17 protein-coding genes and 1 tRNA gene are annotated in these 15,983 nt (G+C 64.9%); 11 read left to right on the top strand and 7 right to left on the bottom strand.

The window, feature by feature from the left end:
* Nucleotides 1-332 precede the first annotated feature (332 nt).
* The 11 genes from ADJ79_RS04795 (at nt 333) to ADJ79_RS04740 (ending at nt 9,175) form a co-directional block, all read left to right on the top strand.
* The gene (locus tag ADJ79_RS04795; RefSeq protein ID WP_050716416.1) at nt 333-1,271 is read left to right on the top strand and encodes a branched-chain amino acid transaminase; all 939 of its coding nucleotides are present in this window, start codon (nt 333-335) and stop codon (nt 1,269-1,271) included.
* Between the two features lie 24 nt (nt 1,272-1,295).
* Nucleotides 1,296-1,514: a zinc-finger domain-containing protein gene (locus ADJ79_RS04790; protein ID WP_050715012.1), complete on the top strand. Its 219-nt coding sequence runs from the start codon at nt 1,296-1,298 to the stop codon at nt 1,512-1,514.
* Nucleotides 1,515-1,749: 235 nt separating this feature from the next.
* Complete coding sequence (locus ADJ79_RS15685) at nt 1,750-3,618, top strand: glycosyltransferase (protein ID WP_371256922.1); 1,869 nt, start codon at nt 1,750-1,752, stop codon at nt 3,616-3,618.
* Nucleotides 3,618-4,925 carry an O-antigen ligase gene (locus ADJ79_RS04775; RefSeq protein ID WP_050716414.1) on the top strand — a complete coding sequence of 436 codons (1,308 nt, stop codon included), beginning with the start codon at nt 3,618-3,620 and terminating at the stop codon, nt 4,923-4,925. Before ADJ79_RS15685 ends, ADJ79_RS04775 begins: the two co-directional genes overlap by 1 nt.
* Nucleotides 4,926-5,488: 563 nt before the next feature.
* Nucleotides 5,489-6,259 carry an energy transducer TonB gene (locus ADJ79_RS04770; protein ID WP_050715011.1) on the top strand — a complete coding sequence of 257 codons (771 nt, stop codon included), beginning with the start codon at nt 5,489-5,491 and terminating at the stop codon, nt 6,257-6,259.
* 34 nt (nt 6,260-6,293) lie between these two features.
* Nucleotides 6,294-7,010: a MotA/TolQ/ExbB proton channel family protein gene (locus ADJ79_RS04765; protein ID WP_050715010.1), complete on the top strand. Its 717-nt coding sequence runs from the start codon at nt 6,294-6,296 to the stop codon at nt 7,008-7,010.
* An 11-nt stretch (nt 7,011-7,021) separates the two neighbouring features.
* A complete protein-coding gene (locus ADJ79_RS04760) occupies nt 7,022-7,438 on the top strand; it encodes an ExbD/TolR family protein (protein ID WP_371256920.1) in 417 nt (138 codons plus the stop codon).
* A gap of 42 nt (nt 7,439-7,480) precedes the next feature.
* Nucleotides 7,481-7,675 carry a hemin uptake protein HemP gene (hemP, locus tag ADJ79_RS04755; RefSeq protein WP_050715009.1) on the top strand — a complete coding sequence of 65 codons (195 nt, stop codon included), beginning with the start codon at nt 7,481-7,483 and terminating at the stop codon, nt 7,673-7,675.
* 328 nt (nt 7,676-8,003) lie between these two features.
* Nucleotides 8,004-8,474 carry a MarR family winged helix-turn-helix transcriptional regulator gene (locus ADJ79_RS04750; protein ID WP_050715008.1) on the top strand — a complete coding sequence of 157 codons (471 nt, stop codon included), beginning with the start codon at nt 8,004-8,006 and terminating at the stop codon, nt 8,472-8,474.
* Nucleotides 8,471-8,887, top strand: a complete 417-nt coding sequence (locus ADJ79_RS04745) for an organic hydroperoxide resistance protein (protein ID WP_050715007.1) — start codon at nt 8,471-8,473, stop codon at nt 8,885-8,887. The genes ADJ79_RS04750 and ADJ79_RS04745 overlap by 4 nt, the downstream gene beginning before the upstream one ends.
* Before the next feature lie 197 nt (nt 8,888-9,084).
* Nucleotides 9,085-9,175 (top strand) — tRNA-Ser (locus ADJ79_RS04740).
* 42 nt (nt 9,176-9,217) lie between these two features.
* Here the strand turns inward: ADJ79_RS04740 and ADJ79_RS04735 are convergent.
* From ADJ79_RS04735 to der, 7 genes are all read right to left on the bottom strand, one after another.
* Complete coding sequence (locus ADJ79_RS04735; RefSeq protein WP_050715006.1) at nt 9,218-9,475, bottom strand: hypothetical protein; 258 nt, start codon at nt 9,473-9,475, stop codon at nt 9,218-9,220.
* A gap of 259 nt (nt 9,476-9,734) precedes the next feature.
* On the bottom strand, nt 9,735-10,163 hold the full coding sequence (locus ADJ79_RS04730) for a universal stress protein (RefSeq protein WP_050716412.1): 429 nt from the start codon (nt 10,161-10,163) through the stop codon (nt 9,735-9,737).
* A 137-nt stretch (nt 10,164-10,300) separates the two neighbouring features.
* Nucleotides 10,301-11,191 carry a protease modulator HflC gene (gene hflC / locus ADJ79_RS04725; RefSeq protein WP_050715005.1) on the bottom strand — a complete coding sequence of 297 codons (891 nt, stop codon included), beginning with the start codon at nt 11,189-11,191 and terminating at the stop codon, nt 10,301-10,303.
* 21 nt (nt 11,192-11,212) lie between these two features.
* Entirely contained in the window at nt 11,213-12,634 is a 1,422-nt protein-coding gene (hflK, locus tag ADJ79_RS04720; protein WP_050715004.1) for an FtsH protease activity modulator HflK, read from the bottom strand.
* Nucleotides 12,631-13,950, bottom strand: a complete 1,320-nt coding sequence (gene hflX / locus ADJ79_RS04715) for a GTPase HflX (protein ID WP_371256916.1) — start codon at nt 13,948-13,950, stop codon at nt 12,631-12,633. Before hflX ends, hflK begins: the two co-directional genes overlap by 4 nt.
* Nucleotides 13,951-14,224: 274 nt before the next feature.
* Complete coding sequence (gene hfq / locus ADJ79_RS04710) at nt 14,225-14,494, bottom strand: RNA chaperone Hfq (protein WP_082202994.1); 270 nt, start codon at nt 14,492-14,494, stop codon at nt 14,225-14,227.
* Nucleotides 14,495-14,626: 132 nt separating this feature from the next.
* Nucleotides 14,627-15,973 carry a ribosome biogenesis GTPase Der gene (der, locus tag ADJ79_RS04705; protein ID WP_050716410.1) on the bottom strand — a complete coding sequence of 449 codons (1,347 nt, stop codon included), beginning with the start codon at nt 15,971-15,973 and terminating at the stop codon, nt 14,627-14,629.
* Between the last annotated feature and the right edge of the window lie 10 nt (nt 15,974-15,983).

The following is a 15,983-nucleotide window of genomic DNA, read 5'->3' as shown; positions in this document are numbered from 1 at the left end:
CGCGGGAGAGGCCGTAGAAAGGGCGTGGAGAAAAAGTGGCGGGCAATTATCCGGAGCCATGCTGGCATGCCGCCGCGCCGCGCTGGCCCTGGCAAACATGCCGCCTGAAAGCCTGTGCCAAGCCTGTCTGCGGGTGCGAAAGGCGCGGAAAACTCCAGGACAGGCTCTGGAAAGCAGCGTGCAGAAAACCTGAAGGCCGGAAAGCGCGCGGGATGGCGCTTTTTCTGCGGCGCGGTTTGAGGCTCGCCTTTGCCTGCCTTGCGGAGCCTGCCGCCGCAGGGCGCGCCTACAATTTGCAGTTTTGTTACGACACCTGCAAAAAGGACACTCCCATGAGCACACCCGTCCCTTCCCTGGACGACCACGACGGCAAGATCTGGCTGGACGGCCAGCTGGTGGACTGGCGTGAAGCCAAGGTCCACGTGCTCACCCACACCCTGCACTATGGCTGTGGCGTGTTTGAAGGCGTGCGCGCCTATGAAACCGCCAGCGGCACGGCCATCTTCCGCCTGCCGGAGCACACCCGCCGGCTGTTCAACAGCGCCAAGGTGCTGCGCATACACATGCCTTTCACCGAGGAGCAGGTCAATGAGGCGCAAAAGCAGGTCATCCGCGCCAATGGCCTGAAAAGCGGCTACATCCGCCCGCTGGTGTGGCTGGGTTCCGAAAAACTGGGCGTCAGCCCCAGGGGCAACAAGGTGCATGTGATGGTGGCGGCCTGGCCCTGGGGCGCCTACCTGGGCGCTGATGGCCTGGCGCGCGGCATCCGCGTCAAGACCAGCAGCTACGCGCGCCACCATGTGAACATCACCATGACGCAGGCCAAGGCGGTGAGCAACTACACCAATTCCATCCTCGCCAACATGGAGGCCACGGACGATGGCTATGACGAGGCGCTGCTGCTGGACACGGCGGGCTTCGTGAGCGAAGGCTCGGGCGAGAACGTCTTCATCGTCAAGGATGGCGTGATTTACACGCCCGATTTGTCTGCCGGGGCGCTCAACGGCATCACGCGCAACACGGTGTTCCATATCGCCAAGGACCTGGGGCTGGAAGTAGTGCAAAAGCGCATCACGCGCGATGAGGTGTATATCGCCGACGAAGCCTTTTTCACGGGCACGGCAGCGGAAGTCACGCCCATCCGCGAGCTGGACCGCGTGACGCTGGGCGCAGGCCAGCGCGGGCCGGTGACGGAAAAAATCCAGAGCGCCTTCTTCGACATCGTGGGCGGCAAAAACGCCCGTTATGCCCACTGGCTGAGCGCCGTCTGACCCCCTTGCCGGAGCGCCCAAGCCATGAGCCAGATCGCCACGCCCGAAGTCGTCGAGCTGTCCGTTGCCGACCTCAGCCACGAAGGCAGCACCTGCTGCCCCAACCCCAAGGCCAACATGCAGCTGTGGAACATGCACCCGCGCGTGTACCTGGACCTCTCGCACCAGCGCGAGGCGCACTGCGCTTATTGCGGGCGCATCTACCGCCTCAAGGAGGGAGAGGTTTTCAAAAGCGGGCACTGAAAGCTCCCGGCATGCGGCATCGCGCCTCAGAAATAGGAGCGAATTCAGGCTATAAAAAACGGCTCTTGCGCACATTTGGCGGGGACTTCCAGCTATGAATCAAGGAGCAAAAATCCCCTGCCATGGCGCGGTTTCTGCGGCCCGGTTTCCGGGCCGTTTTCAAAAGCGGCCCAACCTCATCCGCCCGTCACCCCGCCGCCGCAGCGTCCCTGCGGCGGCATTTTTGTGAAATCAATTGCAAGCAAGCCAGGCTCCTGCCCCCGCACCTGCCGACGCAGACGCCGCCGCGCTTTCTGCCGCGCTGGCGCAAGTCACCATCGTCATGGTCAGCTACAACAGCGCGCACTGCTTTGCGCGGCAGGGCGCGCTGCTGCGTGCGTGCCCGCATGTCATCGTGGTGGACAACGGCAGCGACGACGGCTCGGCGCAGCAAGTCAGCCGCCACCTGCCGCAGGCGCGCGTGCTGGCGCTGCCGCGCAACCTGGGCTTTGGCGCGGCCAACAACCGGGGGCTGGCGCAGGTGGCCACGCCCTTTGCCTTGCTGCTCAATCCCGACTGCGACATGCAGCCGCAGGCCATTGCCGCCCTGCTGGAAGCCGCCCGCCGCTGGCCGGACGCCGCCATCGTCGCCCCCCAGCTGGTGGAAGCGGGCGGCGGCGCGGAGGTGAACTACCGCTTCGCCCTGACCGACTGGCCTGCCAGGGGCGCGGGCGCCGTGGGCGAGTGCTGCGTGGGCTTTGTTTGCGGCGCGGCCATGCTCTGGCGCATGGAGCGTTTTACCGACGTGGGCTGGTTTGACGAGCGCTTTTTTCTCTACTACGAAGACGATGACTTGTGCCTGCGCCTGAAGCAGGCCCGGCGGCCCATGATCATTGCGCCGCAGGTGCGGGCGCGCCACCGCTCGCGCGGCTCGGTGCGGGGCCAGCGCCCGTGGCGGGCCGAATATCTGCGCGGTTACCACCACGCACAGTCGAAACTCATTTTTTCGCGCCGCCACATGGGGCAGGCACAAGCTCTGCGCCTGCGCTGGCGGCTGCTGCTGGGCACGGCCCTTTCGCTGCCAGTGCGCCTGCTGCTGCCCAAGCCGGGCCTGGTGGCCCGCATGTGGGGCCGCCTGCGCGGCGCCTGGGACTGGCGCTGGCAGCGCGGCCTGCTGTCGCTTGCTGCTCCGGCGCAGCCTTCCAACCACGATCACGAATCCGACATGCCACAAGCCCTCACGCTGCATCGCAACCTGGCGCCAGACCAGGCATTTGTTCCGCAGGCGGATCACGTTCCCGATCGCGCAGCCTCCGCCTTTGACGCGTCGCGCTGGAGCGAGCCGCCGCTGGGCAAGGGCACGCTGTGCATTGCCGTGCTCACGCTCAATGAAGAGCGCCATATCGAAAACTGCCTGCGCAGCGCCGCCTTTGCCGACCAGGTGGTGGTGGTGGACAGCGGCTCTACCGACCAGACTTGCGCCATTGCCGAGCGCATGGGCGCGCAAATCGTGCACCGGCCCGACTGGCGCGGCTTTGGCCCCCAGCGCAACCACCAGATTGCCGCCTGCCAGGCCGAATACATCTTTTTTCTGGATGCCGACGAAGAAATCGGCCCCGATCTGCGCGCTGAAATCCAGGCCGTGGCCGCCAGCGGCGACGACGCCATTTGGGAAGTGCTGTGGGAGCAGGTGGCCTATGGGCGGCCGCTGACGCTGATGAAATCCACCGGCGGCGTGGTGCGCCTGTTCAAAACCGCCTCGCTGCTGCGCTATGAAGGCGCGGTGCACGAGCACGCCGTCACGCGCGCCGGCCTGCCGCACCGCCTGCTCAAGGCCAAGCTGCTGCACCACTCGCGCGAAACCGTGCGCGGCAGCCTGGAAAAGCTCACGCAATACGCCATGCTGGGCGCGGCCAAGCGCGCGCGCCAGGGCAAAAAGGGCGGCGTGCTGCGCGGGTTGGGATCGGCCTTGTCCATTTTCTTGCGCCTTTACGTGCTGCGGCGCGGCTTTCTGTGCGGCGGCGAAGGCTTTCTCTTTTGCTACATCGTGGCGCAGGAGTCGTTCTTCCGCTATGCCGCGCTCAAATACGATGCCGCGCACCTGACCGAGTGCGTGCGCCGCTGATGCCGCCCCTGCGCTGTGCCCTGGAAAAAGGCATTCCCGCCGGCATCCGGCTGGGCGCTTTCATGGTGCCGGGGCTGGCTTTGTGGCTGCCTTCGGGCTATTCGTGGGGCGCGGCATGGCTGCTGCTGCTGGCCTTGCTCACCTGGCCGCAGTGGCGGCGCGCCCGCGTGGCGGCCAGCACCTGGGCGCTGGCGGCGGCCATGTGCGGCATGGCCTGCTACTTTCTGGCTGAAACCGGCCTGCAAGGCAGTGCGGCGCTGGATCGCCCGGCCAAATACATCGCCGCGCTGCCGTGCCTGTTCATGCTGGCCTGGCGTGGCCCCAGCGTGGCGGCGCTGTGGAACGGCATGGCCGCCGGGGCCTGGGGCGCGGGCGGCATTGCCCTGTGGCAAACCTTTGTTCAGCGCCTGCCCCGCGCCACGGGCTACACCAACGCCATCCAGTATGGCGACCTCAGCCTGCTGGTGGGCCTGTTGTGTCTGCTGGGCCTGGCCGCGCTTTGGCAGACGTGGCCGCGCTGGCAGCGCGCCGCGCTGGCGGGCGGCGCTTTCATGGGGCTGCTGGCCTCGCTGCTGTCGCAAACGCGCGGCGGCTGGCTGGCACTGGCGCTGCTGCTGCCCGTGCTGGCCGCACTGATGGCGCGCCACCTGCCCGCGCGCGCGCTCAAGGCCAGCGCCGCTGCTTTGCTCGCGGGGCTGGCCGCCCTCGCGCTCACCCTGCAAACGCCTTTGCTGGAGCGCATGGAAACCGCTGCGCAGGAAACGCAGCAATTCATGGAAACCGAGCAGGCCGATACCTCCGTGGGCCATCGCTTTGCGCACTGGCAAATGGCCTGGCGCATGGGTCTGCAAAAGCCCCTGTCGGGCTGGGGCCGCGCGGGTTATGAACGGGAAAAGCAGGCCCTCGTCGAACGCGGCCAAGCCCCGCCTTCCGTGTTGCGCTTCAGCCATGCCCACAACGAAGTGCTGGATGCTTTCGTGCGCCGGGGGTTGGCGGGCGCGCTCGCCGTGCTGGCTTTCTACGCCGTGCCACTGGCCGTGTTCTGGCCCACCCGCGAGCGGCAGCAGGCCGCTCCTGCCGCCGCTCGCCGCCGCGCCTTTACCCTGCGGCTGGCGGGCGTCGCCCTCGTCATGGCTTACATGGGCTTTGGCCTGACACAGGTCTTTTTTTCGCATAACAGCGGCAATCTGTTCTATCTGTTCATGCTGGCCTTGCTGCACGGCGCGCTGCTGGAGCTGGCGCGGGCATCCAATCAGGTGCAGTCCAATGGTTGCCAGTGGCGCATGCAGCGCGCTTTGCCTGCTTGAGTCAGCCGCTCTGGCTGGATAGGGGCGCCCCAGCTTTGACAGAGAGGCATGCGCCAAGCGTGCCTGCTCAAGGCGCTGGTTTGAGCGTCAAGGCAGATGGTCTCTTGATGAAATCAGCGCCGCAAATCGCTTTTCAGAAGCCAGAACGATCCGTCTGTTGTCATGAGGCTATTCGGGATACACGCGTATTGAAACAGCAGGCTCCGTGCTAGACTTGCGCAAATGCAATTCATTTGCATTAAATGTCTTCTCTTCCTGATGGAGCCTGCGGCATGACTTCCACTCTTTTCGCACTGACTGGCGGCCTGGCGTTTGTGCTGGGATCGCTGGTGTGGGTGTTCAAGCGCTGAAAAGCCGTTTTTGGGGAGCAGAAGGCGCGCCTGCTGGCGGAACGAAATCAATATAATTTCTCGTTTACGTTTCAAAATCCGCGCTTTAGCCTGCTGCCGTTCTTGAAGCGATGAGCGGCGCGTCAAAGTGTGTTCAAGAGTGCGCAGCCGCACTCTTTTTTGTAGCTGCGCTTTTCCCTTTCTATGAGTGATTCCAATCCATTCGCACAGCCAATGGAGCTTGGCCGCGATTTGCTGGTGGCTGGCATTGTGGTGCTGGCGCACGGCGGTGCGCTTTGGGCCGTGCAGCGCGGCCTGGAGCGCCCGCCGCTGGAGCCGCCCAAGGTGCCGGTCATTGCCGCTGAGCTGATCACGGCGGCGGTGCCCATCATTGAGGAGGTGCCGCCTTCTCTGCCGGATCCGCCCGCGCCAACGCCGCCCAAGCCGCCGCCGCCTGCTCCCCCGCCGCCCGAGCCACCGCCGCCGAAGCCCCCCAAGCCCAAACCCAAACCGCCGAAAAAACAGCCCGCGCCGCCCAAGCCAGCGCCTGTGCCTGCGCCGTTGCCAGTGGCGGATGCCTCACCCACGGCCATGTCAGTGCCGCCTGCGCCTGCGGAAAACGTCCAGCCCGATCCGGAGCCAGCGCCGCCCGTTGCATATTCCGGGCCGCCGGGACCGCCTGGCCCGCCCTCCGGCACATCCGGCTCTGGCGAGCCGCATGTGACGCTGCCTTCCAGCAAGGCCTCCTACCTGAACAACCCGAGACCGCAATACCCCCCCATGAGCAAGCGGCTGGGCGAAACGGGAACGGTCATGCTGAAAGTGCTGGTCGGCGCCGATGGCACCGCCAAGGACGTCCTCATTCACAAATCCAGCGGCTTCGAGCGGCTGGATGTGGCAGCCCTGGAAGCCGTCCGCAAATGGCGTTTCGTGCCCGGCACCCGCTTGGGCGTGCCGGAAGACATGTGGTTCAACGTCCCGGTGAAATGGGTGCTGAACGATTGATCAATCTGAACAGTTTTATCTGGAGCAACAAGAAATGAATTCCGAATTTGGCCTGATGCACCTCTGGGCGCAGGGCGACATCGTCACCCGCATCGTGTTCGTCATTCTGGCATCCATGTCCGTGCTGTCATGGTGCGTCATCATCATCAAGGGGCTGGGCATTCTGCGCGTGCAAGGGCAGGCCAGGAAGGTGCCTGGTTTCTGGCACAACGCTGACCTGGATGCCGCCCTGGGCAGCCTGGGAAGCGGCGCGGGCAACCCGTTCAAGCTTGTGGCGGAAGAAGGCCGAGAAGCCGCAGCCCACTATCGCGCCACCACGCCTCAGCTGCATGATTCGCTCGACATCAATGACTGGATACGCAGCGCGCTCAACCACAGCATCGACAACATCACGGCCCGCCTGCAATCGGGCCTGGTCATCCTGGCCTCGGTCGGCTCTACAGCACCATTCGTGGGGCTGTTTGGCACGGTTTGGGGCATTTATCACGCGCTCATGAGCATTGGTCTGTCGGGGCAGGCCAGCATTGACAAGGTGGCCGGCCCCATTGGCGAGGCGCTCATCATGACCGGCTTTGGCCTGGCCGTGGCCATTCCCGCCGTGCTGGGCTACAACGTGCTGGTGCGCGGAAACAAGGCCATTCTGGGCCGCCTGCACCGCTTCGCGCATGACCTGCACGCTTTCTACATCACTGGCGCCCGGGTCACGGCCGCTTCGGTCGAAGGCAACATCATCCGCATGAAGAAAGCCTGAAGGAGAGCGCCGTGGCCGGACAAGTCAGCGACAACACCGATGAAGTCATGGGCGAGATCAACATGATCCCGTTCATTGATGTCATGCTGGTGCTGCTCATCGTGTTCATCATCACCGTTCCGGTGATGAAGCACTCCGTCACCATCGAGCTGCCCAAGGCCAGCAACGAGCCGGAAGACACCAAACCACAGACGCTCAGCCTGGCCGTGCAGGCAGATGGCGCGTATTTCATAGATGACGCTCCCGTGCCGGACGGCGAGCTTTCCAGCCTCTTTGCCAAGGCCGCCGCCAGAAATCCTCAGCCTGACTTGCACATTCGCGGCGATAAAGACGTGCGCTACGAGCGCGTGGCGAAGGCCATGGCTGCCGCCCAGCAGGCTGGCCTGAAAAAGATAGGTTTCATCACCGAGCCAGAGAAGCAGCCCTGAGGCTGCTGCCTGCCTTTCCCATCAGCCAAGGAGTCTTCAGCCATGTCCTCGCCTCATGCCAGCGCCGCCGCTGTTGCAGGCAAGCCAGCCTCCCAGCCATCTGCGCCCGCCGCCGCCCTGGCTGCCATTCGCAGCGAGCAGCTTCTCCAGGGTCGCAAGCAGGTCGAAATCATCCATAACGGCGCGGTGTACCGCCTCCAGGCCACCCGGCAGGGAAAGCTCATCCTGACCAAATAGGGCGAGGTTTTCGCCTTTCACTGCAAACGCCTCCTGCGGGAGGCGTTTTTCATATGAAGCGGGAATGCCTTTCCCGCCAGATTTCTGACGTCAAGAAGCGCGCTAGCCCTGAAAAGGATAGGACGGGCCGTCTTGCAGTGATTGACTTCGTTCAAAGCGCAGCCGCAATTGCGGCATGGCATGGATCGTCTTCTTGACCGCAGCCGTTCTGGACGATGAGCCATCCCGTTTTGTGTTCCGGCGCGCTGGCCAGCCATAGACCTTGCCAACGACATTGTTTTATGCAATTCAATTGACAGCAATTTGATTGCCAAAAATAATCCCCCTCATGACTTCCGCCTCCTCCGACGAAACACAGCTGCTGGATCAGCAGCTGTGTTTTGCCGTTTATGCCACCTCGCTGGCGCTCACGCGCCGCTACCAGCCGTTGCTCGGTGAGCTGGGGCTGACGTATCCGCAGTACATCACTCTCATGGCGCTGTGGGAGGAAGACGGCATCAGTGTTTCTGCTCTGGGTGAGCGCGTGGCGCTGGATTCAGGCACCCTCACGCCGCTACTCAAGCGCATGCAGGCCGCAGGCTGGTTGCAACGCCAGCGTGATGCGCAGGATGAGCGCCGCGTGCGCATTGTTTTGACCCCCGCAGGCCGGGCGCTGCGCGAGCGTGCGGCCCACGTGCCCGCCTGCATGCTGGCCGCCACCGGCCTGGCTCCATCCGAGGCGAGGGCGCTTGCTTCGCAATTGCACGCCCTGCGCCAGCAACTCGTTTCTTCAACCCCTGTCGAAAGGAAAACACCATGACCACTACCCTTGACAAAGTGCTCTACACCGCCCGCACGCACACCACCGGCGGCCGCGACGGCCAGGCACGCAGCGATGATGGCCGCCTGCAAGTCACCCTCAGCTCGCCTGGACAAGGCACGGGAACCAACCCCGAGCAAATGTTTGCAGCGGGCTATTCGGCCTGCTTCATTGGCGCCATCAAGGTCGTGGCGGGCAAGCAGAACGTCACTCTGCCCGCCGATCTGGCGGTGGATGCCGAAGTCGATCTCGGCCCTACCGTTCATGGCTTTGGCATTGCCGTGCGCCTGACGGTCAGCCTGCCCGGCATGGACCGCGCCGCTGCGCAGGCCCTGGTGGATGGCGCGCACCAGGTTTGCCCTTATTCCAATGCCACGCGCGGCAATATCCCCGTGGAAATCAAGCTGGCCTGATGCTTTTAGGAGCAAGTCGGAGCGGGTTCGTCTTGCTCTTTTACCAATAGCATGATTCCCAGATTCGACTAGGACATCAAGGGATTTTGGCTCCTCAAATTTGCTCCTGTTTCAAAAGCGGTCTTCCGATTGTTCCGGTTTGGCGCTGCCTGCAGCGCCATTGCCGTGTCCGCTAGAATCCGCCGCTTGCCCTTTGCGGAGAGATGGCAGAGTGGTCGAATGCGCCGGACTCGAAATCCGGTATGCGGTTCTCCCGTATCGAGGGTTCGAATCCCTCTCTCTCCGCCACTTGCCGCGCTCATGCGCCGAAACGCCCGCAAGGGCGTTTTTTTATGGCTGCGCGCCTGGCGTTGGGTCCGGCCCGTCTTCTGCAGCTGTCTGTCTGCGCTTGCTGCGGCGCAGCCAGCCGAACCACACGCATGCCAGCACGGGCGCGGCCAGGCAGGCAGAGGCGAGCCAGTCGCCAAAGCCGCCTTCGCTGAACAGGGCCGCCGTCAGGCCCGTGAGAGTGACAAAGGCCAGCGCCAGAGGCCATCCCCATAGACGCCAGAAGCCCTGACGGGCCGAAGCCTGTTTTTCGTGTGTCATGCCGCCTCCTGGATGTCTTTGCTATGGGCCGCTTTGCCGCTCTTTTTCTGCCACGAATCAGTCCGCTGCCTGGCACGATGATGGAGAGCGCGTTGAACAAGGCCCGTGGCGCTTGCATGGGCCAGCCGCCATCGTTGCCGAAGTGCTTGGGCGTCAGGACTGTTGGGCAGACAAAAACGCCGCCAGCGCCCGTGGATAGGGCGCTGGCAGCTATCGAAATTGCAGCGAACTGGCGGAAAGGCTGCCACGGGGCAGATGATCAGCGGATGAGCAGCACGGGCGTGCTGCAACTGGCCAGCACCTTGGTGCTGACAGAACCCATGACGAGCTTGCTCAAAGGGCTGTGGCCGCGCGCGCCCATGACGATGAGGTCGAATTGGCCCTGCTCGGCGTATTTGGCGATTTCTTCGCCCGCACTGCCAATGGCGGCCACGGTGGCGGGCGTTGCGCCATGCTGGGCCATGAATTTGGCAACGGGGTCAAGCACTTTGGCGGCCTCTTCGGCATAGTAGCCGTCCACCATTTCCTTGCTCAGGGCGGCGCGGGCGCGCGGGGGCAGGGCGGCCTGCACGGTGATGACGGTGTAGGCATGCCGGGCGCCGTTGCCCAGCAGTTCATCGTGCGCGGCCAGGTAGGCCAGCATTTTCTTGGTGTAGGGGCTGCCATCGACGGCGAGAAGGATTTTCATCATGTCGTGCTCTCCTGTCTGGATTTCAGAACCTGTTCGCGGCCTGGCCATTCAAAAAAGGAGCAAAAACGGCTCCAGTCCTTTGAATACGGGCGCGGGCAGCTATCAAAACAACAGCATCTTTCCGGGACTGGCCTTCAAGGTCTGGCGGCAGGGCCAGCCTGCATGCCCTTGAAAAAGTCAGAGGCCGCAGGGTCGATGACCAGAACGTCGCCCTGTTGGCCGACGCTGGCGCGCCAGGCGTCCAGGCTGCGCCAGAACTGGGCGAATTGCGGGTCTTTGCCAAAGGCTTCGGCGTAGGCGGCGTTGGCGGCGCTGTCGCCTTCGCCCTTGATTTTCTGGGCTTCGCGGTAGGCGTCGGCCAGGATGACTTCGCGCTGGCGGTCAGCTTCGGCGCGGATTTGCTCGCCTTCGGCGGCGCCCGTGGCGCGCAGCTCCTTGGCCACGCGCTCGCGTTCGGCTTCCATGCGGCGGTAGACGTCGCTGGTGATGGATTCGGCGTAGTCGATGCGGGTGATGCGCACGTCGGTGACGTCGATGCCCCAGGGCTTGCTGCCCCGCACGGCGCCGAGCACTTCTTTTTTGACGTCGGCCATCATTTCGTCGCGCCGGGAAGAAAGCAGCTCGCGCACGTTGCGGCGGTTGATTTCTTCCTGGAAGGCGTTGCGCACCACGCGGTTGAGCTGCTGCGCGCCCGCGCCTTCGCTGGTGCTGCCGAAGTTGCGCACGTAGGCTTGCGGGTCGGTGATGCGCCAGCGCGCGTACCAGTCGATGACGATGCGCTGTTTTTCCTTGGTGAGCAGCGGTTGCAGGTCCTGGCTGTCGAGGGTGAGCAGGCGCTTGTCGATGTAGGCGACGGTCTGGATGAGGGGAATCTTGCCGTACAGGCCCGGTTCGTTGATGACGCGCTGGATTTGGCCGAACTGGTAGACCACGCCGAACTGGCGCTGGTCCACCACGAACAGGCTGGAGGCCAGCGCGGCCAATGCGAGCAAGAGGCTGGCGCCGATGAATCCGGTTTTGTTCATGGAAGGCGGGTGGTCGGTGGGTTAGCGGTAGTCGCGGCTGCGGGCGTTGTCGCGCGCGCGGGTGTCGAATGTGGCGGAGGCGGCAGGCGCTTGCGCGGGCTGGGCGGCTTGGGCGTTCGCGGGGCTTGCGGCCTGGTTTGCGGCGGCGCTGCCGGCTTCGCCTGGTGCGCCGGTTTGCTGCATGAGCTTGTCCAGCGGCAGGTAAAGCAGGTTGCCGCCAGCGCGGCTGTCCACCAGCACTTTGCGGGCGCGGGCGTAGATGTCCTGCATGGCGTCCAGATACATGCGCTCGCGCGTGACTTGCGGCGCTTTCTGGTACTGGGCCAGGACGGCGGCAAAGCGCTGGGCGTCGCCTTCGGCTTGGGCGGTGATGCGGGCCTTGTAGCCTTCAGCTTCCTGCGTGAGGCGGGCGGCGGCGCCTTTGGCGCGGGGCACCACGTCGTTGGCGTAGGCTTGCGCCAGGTTTTTGGCGCGCTCGCGTTCCTGGTTGGCCTTGTTCACGTCGTCAAACGCGGCTTTCACCTGCTCGGGCGGCTGCGCGCCGCCTTGCTGCATGTTCACGGCGATGACTTCAATGCCGATGCGGTAGCGGTCCAGGATTTTCTGGGTCAGCTCGCGCACGCGGGGGGCGATCTGGTCGCGCTCTTCCGACAGGGCAGCGTCCATCTTCATGTTGCCCAGCACTTCGCGCACGGCGCTTTCGCTGGCCTGGCGAAGGGCGTCGTCGGGGAGCTTGCTTTCAAACAGGTAGGCGCGCGCGTCGCTCAGGCGGTATTGCACGGCGAACTTGACTTCAACGATGTTTTCGTCCGACGTGAGCATGGCCGAGGTGCGCAGGCCCGTGGCGGGGATGATGATGTCGCCGCCCACATCGACCGAGCGGATTTGCGTGACATTGACGGTTTCCTGCCGCTGAATGGGCCAGGGCAGCCGCCAGTGCAGGCCCGCGTCCATCACGGTGGAGTGGTACCGGCCGAACTGGGTGATGACGGCGTTTTGCCCTTCTTGCACGATGAAAAAGCCCGTGCCCAGCCACACGAGCGCGGCCGCGCCCGCCAGCAGGGCCAGGCCCGCGCCCGCGCTGCCGGGCGAAACCGGTGAAGAAGGCGAAGAGCGGCCACGGCGGCCAGGCGGCTGGCTGCCGCCGAAAAGGCCGCCGAGCTTGCGGCTGAAGTCGTTCCACAGCTCATCCAGATCAGGCGGCTGCTGGCCGCCGCCAGACGAATGCGGGCGGGGCAGCTCTGGCGGCTGCGGGCGCTGGGGGTCTTGCGGCTGGCCGCCTTCAGCGCCTTCGGGAGGCGGGCTGGCGTTGGACTCGTCAGGGCGGTCTTCATGGCCCCGGCCCCAGCGCGGGTCATTCAGGTTGAGCGTGGCGGCGGGGCGGCGGCCCGGGAGGCGGCCCGAGAGGCGGCCTAAAAGGGAAGAAAACAGGCTGGATGTCATGCGTCTGGCAAAAACCGGGGATCGCCGGGCGTGCAAGCGGAAGGGAAATGGGGTGGATTGTGCCCAAGCGTTTCAGATGCAGATTCAGACACAGGCTGGGCTTGCGGCAGCCGCGCCGTCTGGCCGTGCGGCCTGGCCCATTCGGACAAAGCCGCGCGCAACCCGGGCAGGCCCTCGCCGCTGCGGGCGCTGACGAACAGGCGCGGCAGGCGGCGGCCTTGCATTTCCATGCTGCCCGCCAGTTGTGCGGGGCGCTGGCTTTCGGGCAGCGCGTCGAGCTTGTTGAAGATGAGCCACTGCGGCACGTCAGCCGCGCCAATTTCGCCCAGCACGCGGCGCACTTCATCCATTTGCTCGAGGTGGCCGGGGTTGGAAGCATCCACCACATGCAGCAGCAAATCGGCATCGGCCGCCTCCTGCAAAGTGGCCTCGAAGGCTTCAATCAGGCCGTGCGGCAAATCGCGGATGAAGCCCACGGTGTCAGACAGGGAAACGACGCGCCCGGCCGCCCAGCCTGTTTCTGTGCCGGCTCCGTCTGCTCCGCTGGCTTCGTCCGCGCCCGCCAGATAGAGCTGGCGCGTGGTGGTGTCCAGCGTGGCGAAAAGCTGGTCGGCAGCGTAGGCGCGCGCCTTGGTCAGCGCATTGAACAAGGTGGACTTGCCGGCGTTGGTGTAGCCCACGAACGAGACGGAAAGCGTCTCGCGCCGCTGGCGCTGGCGGCGCTGCGTCTGGCGCTGGCGCTTGACTTTGGCCAGGCGCTCCTTGGTGCGCTTGATGGCCTCGCCAATCATGCGGCGGTCCAGCTCAATCTGCGTTTCGCCGGGGCCGCCGCGCGTGCCAATGCCGCCTTGCTGGCGCTCCAGGTGGCTCCAGCGGCGCACCAGGCGCGTGGCCAGGTATTGCAGGCGGGCCAGCTCCACTTGCAGCTTGCCCTCGTGGCTGCGGGCGCGCTGCGCGAAGATGTCCAGAATGATCAGCGTGCGGTCATTGACGGGCAGCCCGATGGCCTGTTCCAGATTGCGCTGCTGCACGGGCGAGAGCGCCTGATCGAACAGCACCTCCTTTGCGCCATGCTCAATGGCCAGCATGCGGATTTCCTCGGCCTTGCCGCTGCCCACGAACAAGGCGGCATCGGGCGCGCGCCGCTTGCAGGTGATGCGCGCCACGGGGTTCAGGCCCGCCGTGGCGGCCAGCAGGCCCAGCTCCTGCAAACCGGCATCGAAATGAGGCTCGCCAAAGTCCACGCCCACCAGCACGGCGGCTGGCGGCGCTTCAGCGGCGCGGGAGGAAGTGAAGGAAGAGGCGTTTGAAGTCAAGGTATCTGAAGAAAGAGGCTGGGGCCGCTGTGCGCAGGCTGTGTCATGAGACGGATTGCTACTGAAAGAGAAGCTGATTCAGGGGCCTTGAAAAGCCGTTTATCGCATGTATAGCGTGAAAGCTTGCTACGAATAAAGGAGCTGATTGAAGGTGTGCCTTTGCCTGTTTGCCTGAGCCGTGCGGAGCGGGCAGGCGAATGAGCCGCCAGAAACGGCAAACGCTCCTGGATCAGGAGCGTTTGAGGCGGTCATACCGGGCGCGGGAGGGCGGTTTTCACGGCGCTTCGGCGGCGGGCGTTTCGGCTGCCACGGAGAAGCTGACGGCGCGGCCCGGCACGATGGTGGAAATGGCGTGCTTGTAAACCATTTGCGTGACGGTGTTGCGCAGCAGCACGACGTATTGGTCAAACGACTCAATCTGCCCTTGCAGCTTGATGCCATTGACCAGGTAGATGGACACCGGCACGTGCTCGCGGCGCAGGGTGTTGAGGAAGGGGTCTTGGAGGAGTTGTCCTTTGTTGCTCACGATATTCTCCGTGTTCAAAAGTAATGGAAAGGAAGCTACACCATAGCACGGGGTTTCAGAGCCTGTCTGGCTCCGCGCGTGAAGCCCGCGCCAACGCGGCAGCCGCTGGCATCTGGGGATGCGGGCCGCCGCTTCAAGAGGGGCAGTGCGTCAGGGCGCCTTGTCCGCATAGGGGTTGCGGGCGCTTTTCAGCTCGATGCGCAGCGGCGTGCCTGTCAGATCGAACGCCTTGCGAAAGCGTCCTTCCAGGTAGCGCTTGTAGGCGTCGGTCACGCCTTCGAGCGAGTTGCCGTGAATGACGACGACGGGCGGGTTCATGCCGCCCTGGTGCGCGTAGCGCAGCTTGGGGCGGTACATGCCGCTGCGCTTGGGGGCCTGGAACTGCACGGCTTCATGCAGCAGGCGCGTGAGCTGCGGCGTGGGCAGCTTGCGCATGGCGGCCTGGCGGGCGCGGGCAATGGCACCCCACAGCGGGGCCAGGCCCTGGCGCTTTTGGGCAGAGATGAAATGCAGCTCGGCGAATTTCATGAAGGCCAGCCGCGCCTCGATGCTGCGCTGCACGAGCTGGCGCTGGTAGGCGTCCACCGCGTCCCACTTGTTCACGGCCAGCACCACGGCGCGGCCCGTTTCGTGGATGAAGCCGGCAATGTGCGCGTCCTGGTCGGTCACGCCTTGCGTGGCGTCCAGCAGCAAAAGAACGACGTTGGCCGATTCAATGGCCTGCAAGGTTTTGACGACGGAGAACTTTTCCACGGCCTCGAACACGCGGCCCTTGCGGCGCAGGCCCGCCGTGTCGATCAGCTCGAACATCTGGCCGCCGCGCTCGAAGGGCACGGTGATGGCGTCGCGCGTGGTGCCGGGCAGGTCAAAAGCCACCAGGCGCTCTTCGCCCAGCCAGGTGTTGATGAGCGTGGACTTGCCCACGTTGGGGCGGCCCGCCACGGCCAGGCGGATGGGGCTGTGATCGTCTTGCGCCGGCTGTTCGTCGTCAGGCTCGGGCAGGCCCAGCGCGTCCAGCGCGCGGTCGAGCATGGAGCGCACGCCTTGCCCGTGGGCGGCGGAGACGGCGATGACTTCGCCCAGCCCCAGCTCGTAGAACTCGGCCAGCTGCGCGCCTTCGCGCATGCCTTCGGCCTTGTTGGCCACCAGCAGACAGGGCTTGCCCAGGCGGCGCAGTTCATTGGCGATGTCGTGGTCTTGCCCGGCCAGGCCCGCGCGCGCGTCCACCACGAAGATGACGGCATCGGCCTCGGCAATGGCCTGCCGCGTCTGGCGGGCCATTTCGCGAAAGATGCTGCCTTCGCCCGCTTCCGGCTCGAAGCCGCCGGTGTCGATCACGATGTATTCGCGCTGCCCCATGCGGCCCGTGCCGTAGTGGCGGTCGCGCGTGAGGCCCGCAAAGTCGGCCACGATGGCGTCGCGGCTTTTGGTCAGGCGGTTGAACAGCGTGGACTTGCCCACATTGGGCCGCCCCACAAGGGCCAGAACGGGTTTCATCGCGCGCGCA

It is taken from the genome of Ottowia sp. oral taxon 894, from assembly GCF_001262075.1.
Taxonomy (GTDB): Bacteria; Pseudomonadota; Gammaproteobacteria; order Burkholderiales; family Burkholderiaceae_C; genus Ottowia; species Ottowia massiliensis.
This window is presented reverse-complemented; position numbering and strand designations above follow the sequence as displayed.

What these genes read in the sequence shown, in the direction of transcription:
- ADJ79_RS04735 (WP_050715006.1), bottom strand. Translation starts at nt 9,475, where the DNA reads ATGACACACGAAAAACAGGCTTCGGCCCGTCAGGGCTTCTGGCGTCTA.
- der (WP_050716410.1), bottom strand. Translation starts at nt 15,973, where the DNA reads ATGAAACCCGTTCTGGCCCTTGTGGGGCGGCCCAATGTGGGCAAGTCC.
- ADJ79_RS04765 (WP_050715010.1), top strand. Translation starts at nt 6,294, where the DNA reads ATGAATTCCGAATTTGGCCTGATGCACCTCTGGGCGCAGGGCGACATC.
- ADJ79_RS04750 (WP_050715008.1), top strand. Translation starts at nt 8,004, where the DNA reads ATGACTTCCGCCTCCTCCGACGAAACACAGCTGCTGGATCAGCAGCTG.
- ADJ79_RS04745 (WP_050715007.1), top strand. Translation starts at nt 8,471, where the DNA reads ATGACCACTACCCTTGACAAAGTGCTCTACACCGCCCGCACGCACACC.
- hemP (WP_050715009.1), top strand. Translation starts at nt 7,481, where the DNA reads ATGTCCTCGCCTCATGCCAGCGCCGCCGCTGTTGCAGGCAAGCCAGCC.
- hflK (WP_050715004.1), bottom strand. Translation starts at nt 12,634, where the DNA reads ATGACATCCAGCCTGTTTTCTTCCCTTTTAGGCCGCCTCTCGGGCCGC.
- hflC (WP_050715005.1), bottom strand. Translation starts at nt 11,191, where the DNA reads ATGAACAAAACCGGATTCATCGGCGCCAGCCTCTTGCTCGCATTGGCC.
- ADJ79_RS04795 (WP_050716416.1), top strand. Translation starts at nt 333, where the DNA reads ATGAGCACACCCGTCCCTTCCCTGGACGACCACGACGGCAAGATCTGG.
- ADJ79_RS04730 (WP_050716412.1), bottom strand. Translation starts at nt 10,163, where the DNA reads ATGAAAATCCTTCTCGCCGTCGATGGCAGCCCCTACACCAAGAAAATG.
- ADJ79_RS04775 (WP_050716414.1), top strand. Translation starts at nt 3,618, where the DNA reads ATGCCGCCCCTGCGCTGTGCCCTGGAAAAAGGCATTCCCGCCGGCATC.
- ADJ79_RS04770 (WP_050715011.1), top strand. Translation starts at nt 5,489, where the DNA reads ATGGAGCTTGGCCGCGATTTGCTGGTGGCTGGCATTGTGGTGCTGGCG.
- ADJ79_RS04790 (WP_050715012.1), top strand. Translation starts at nt 1,296, where the DNA reads ATGAGCCAGATCGCCACGCCCGAAGTCGTCGAGCTGTCCGTTGCCGAC.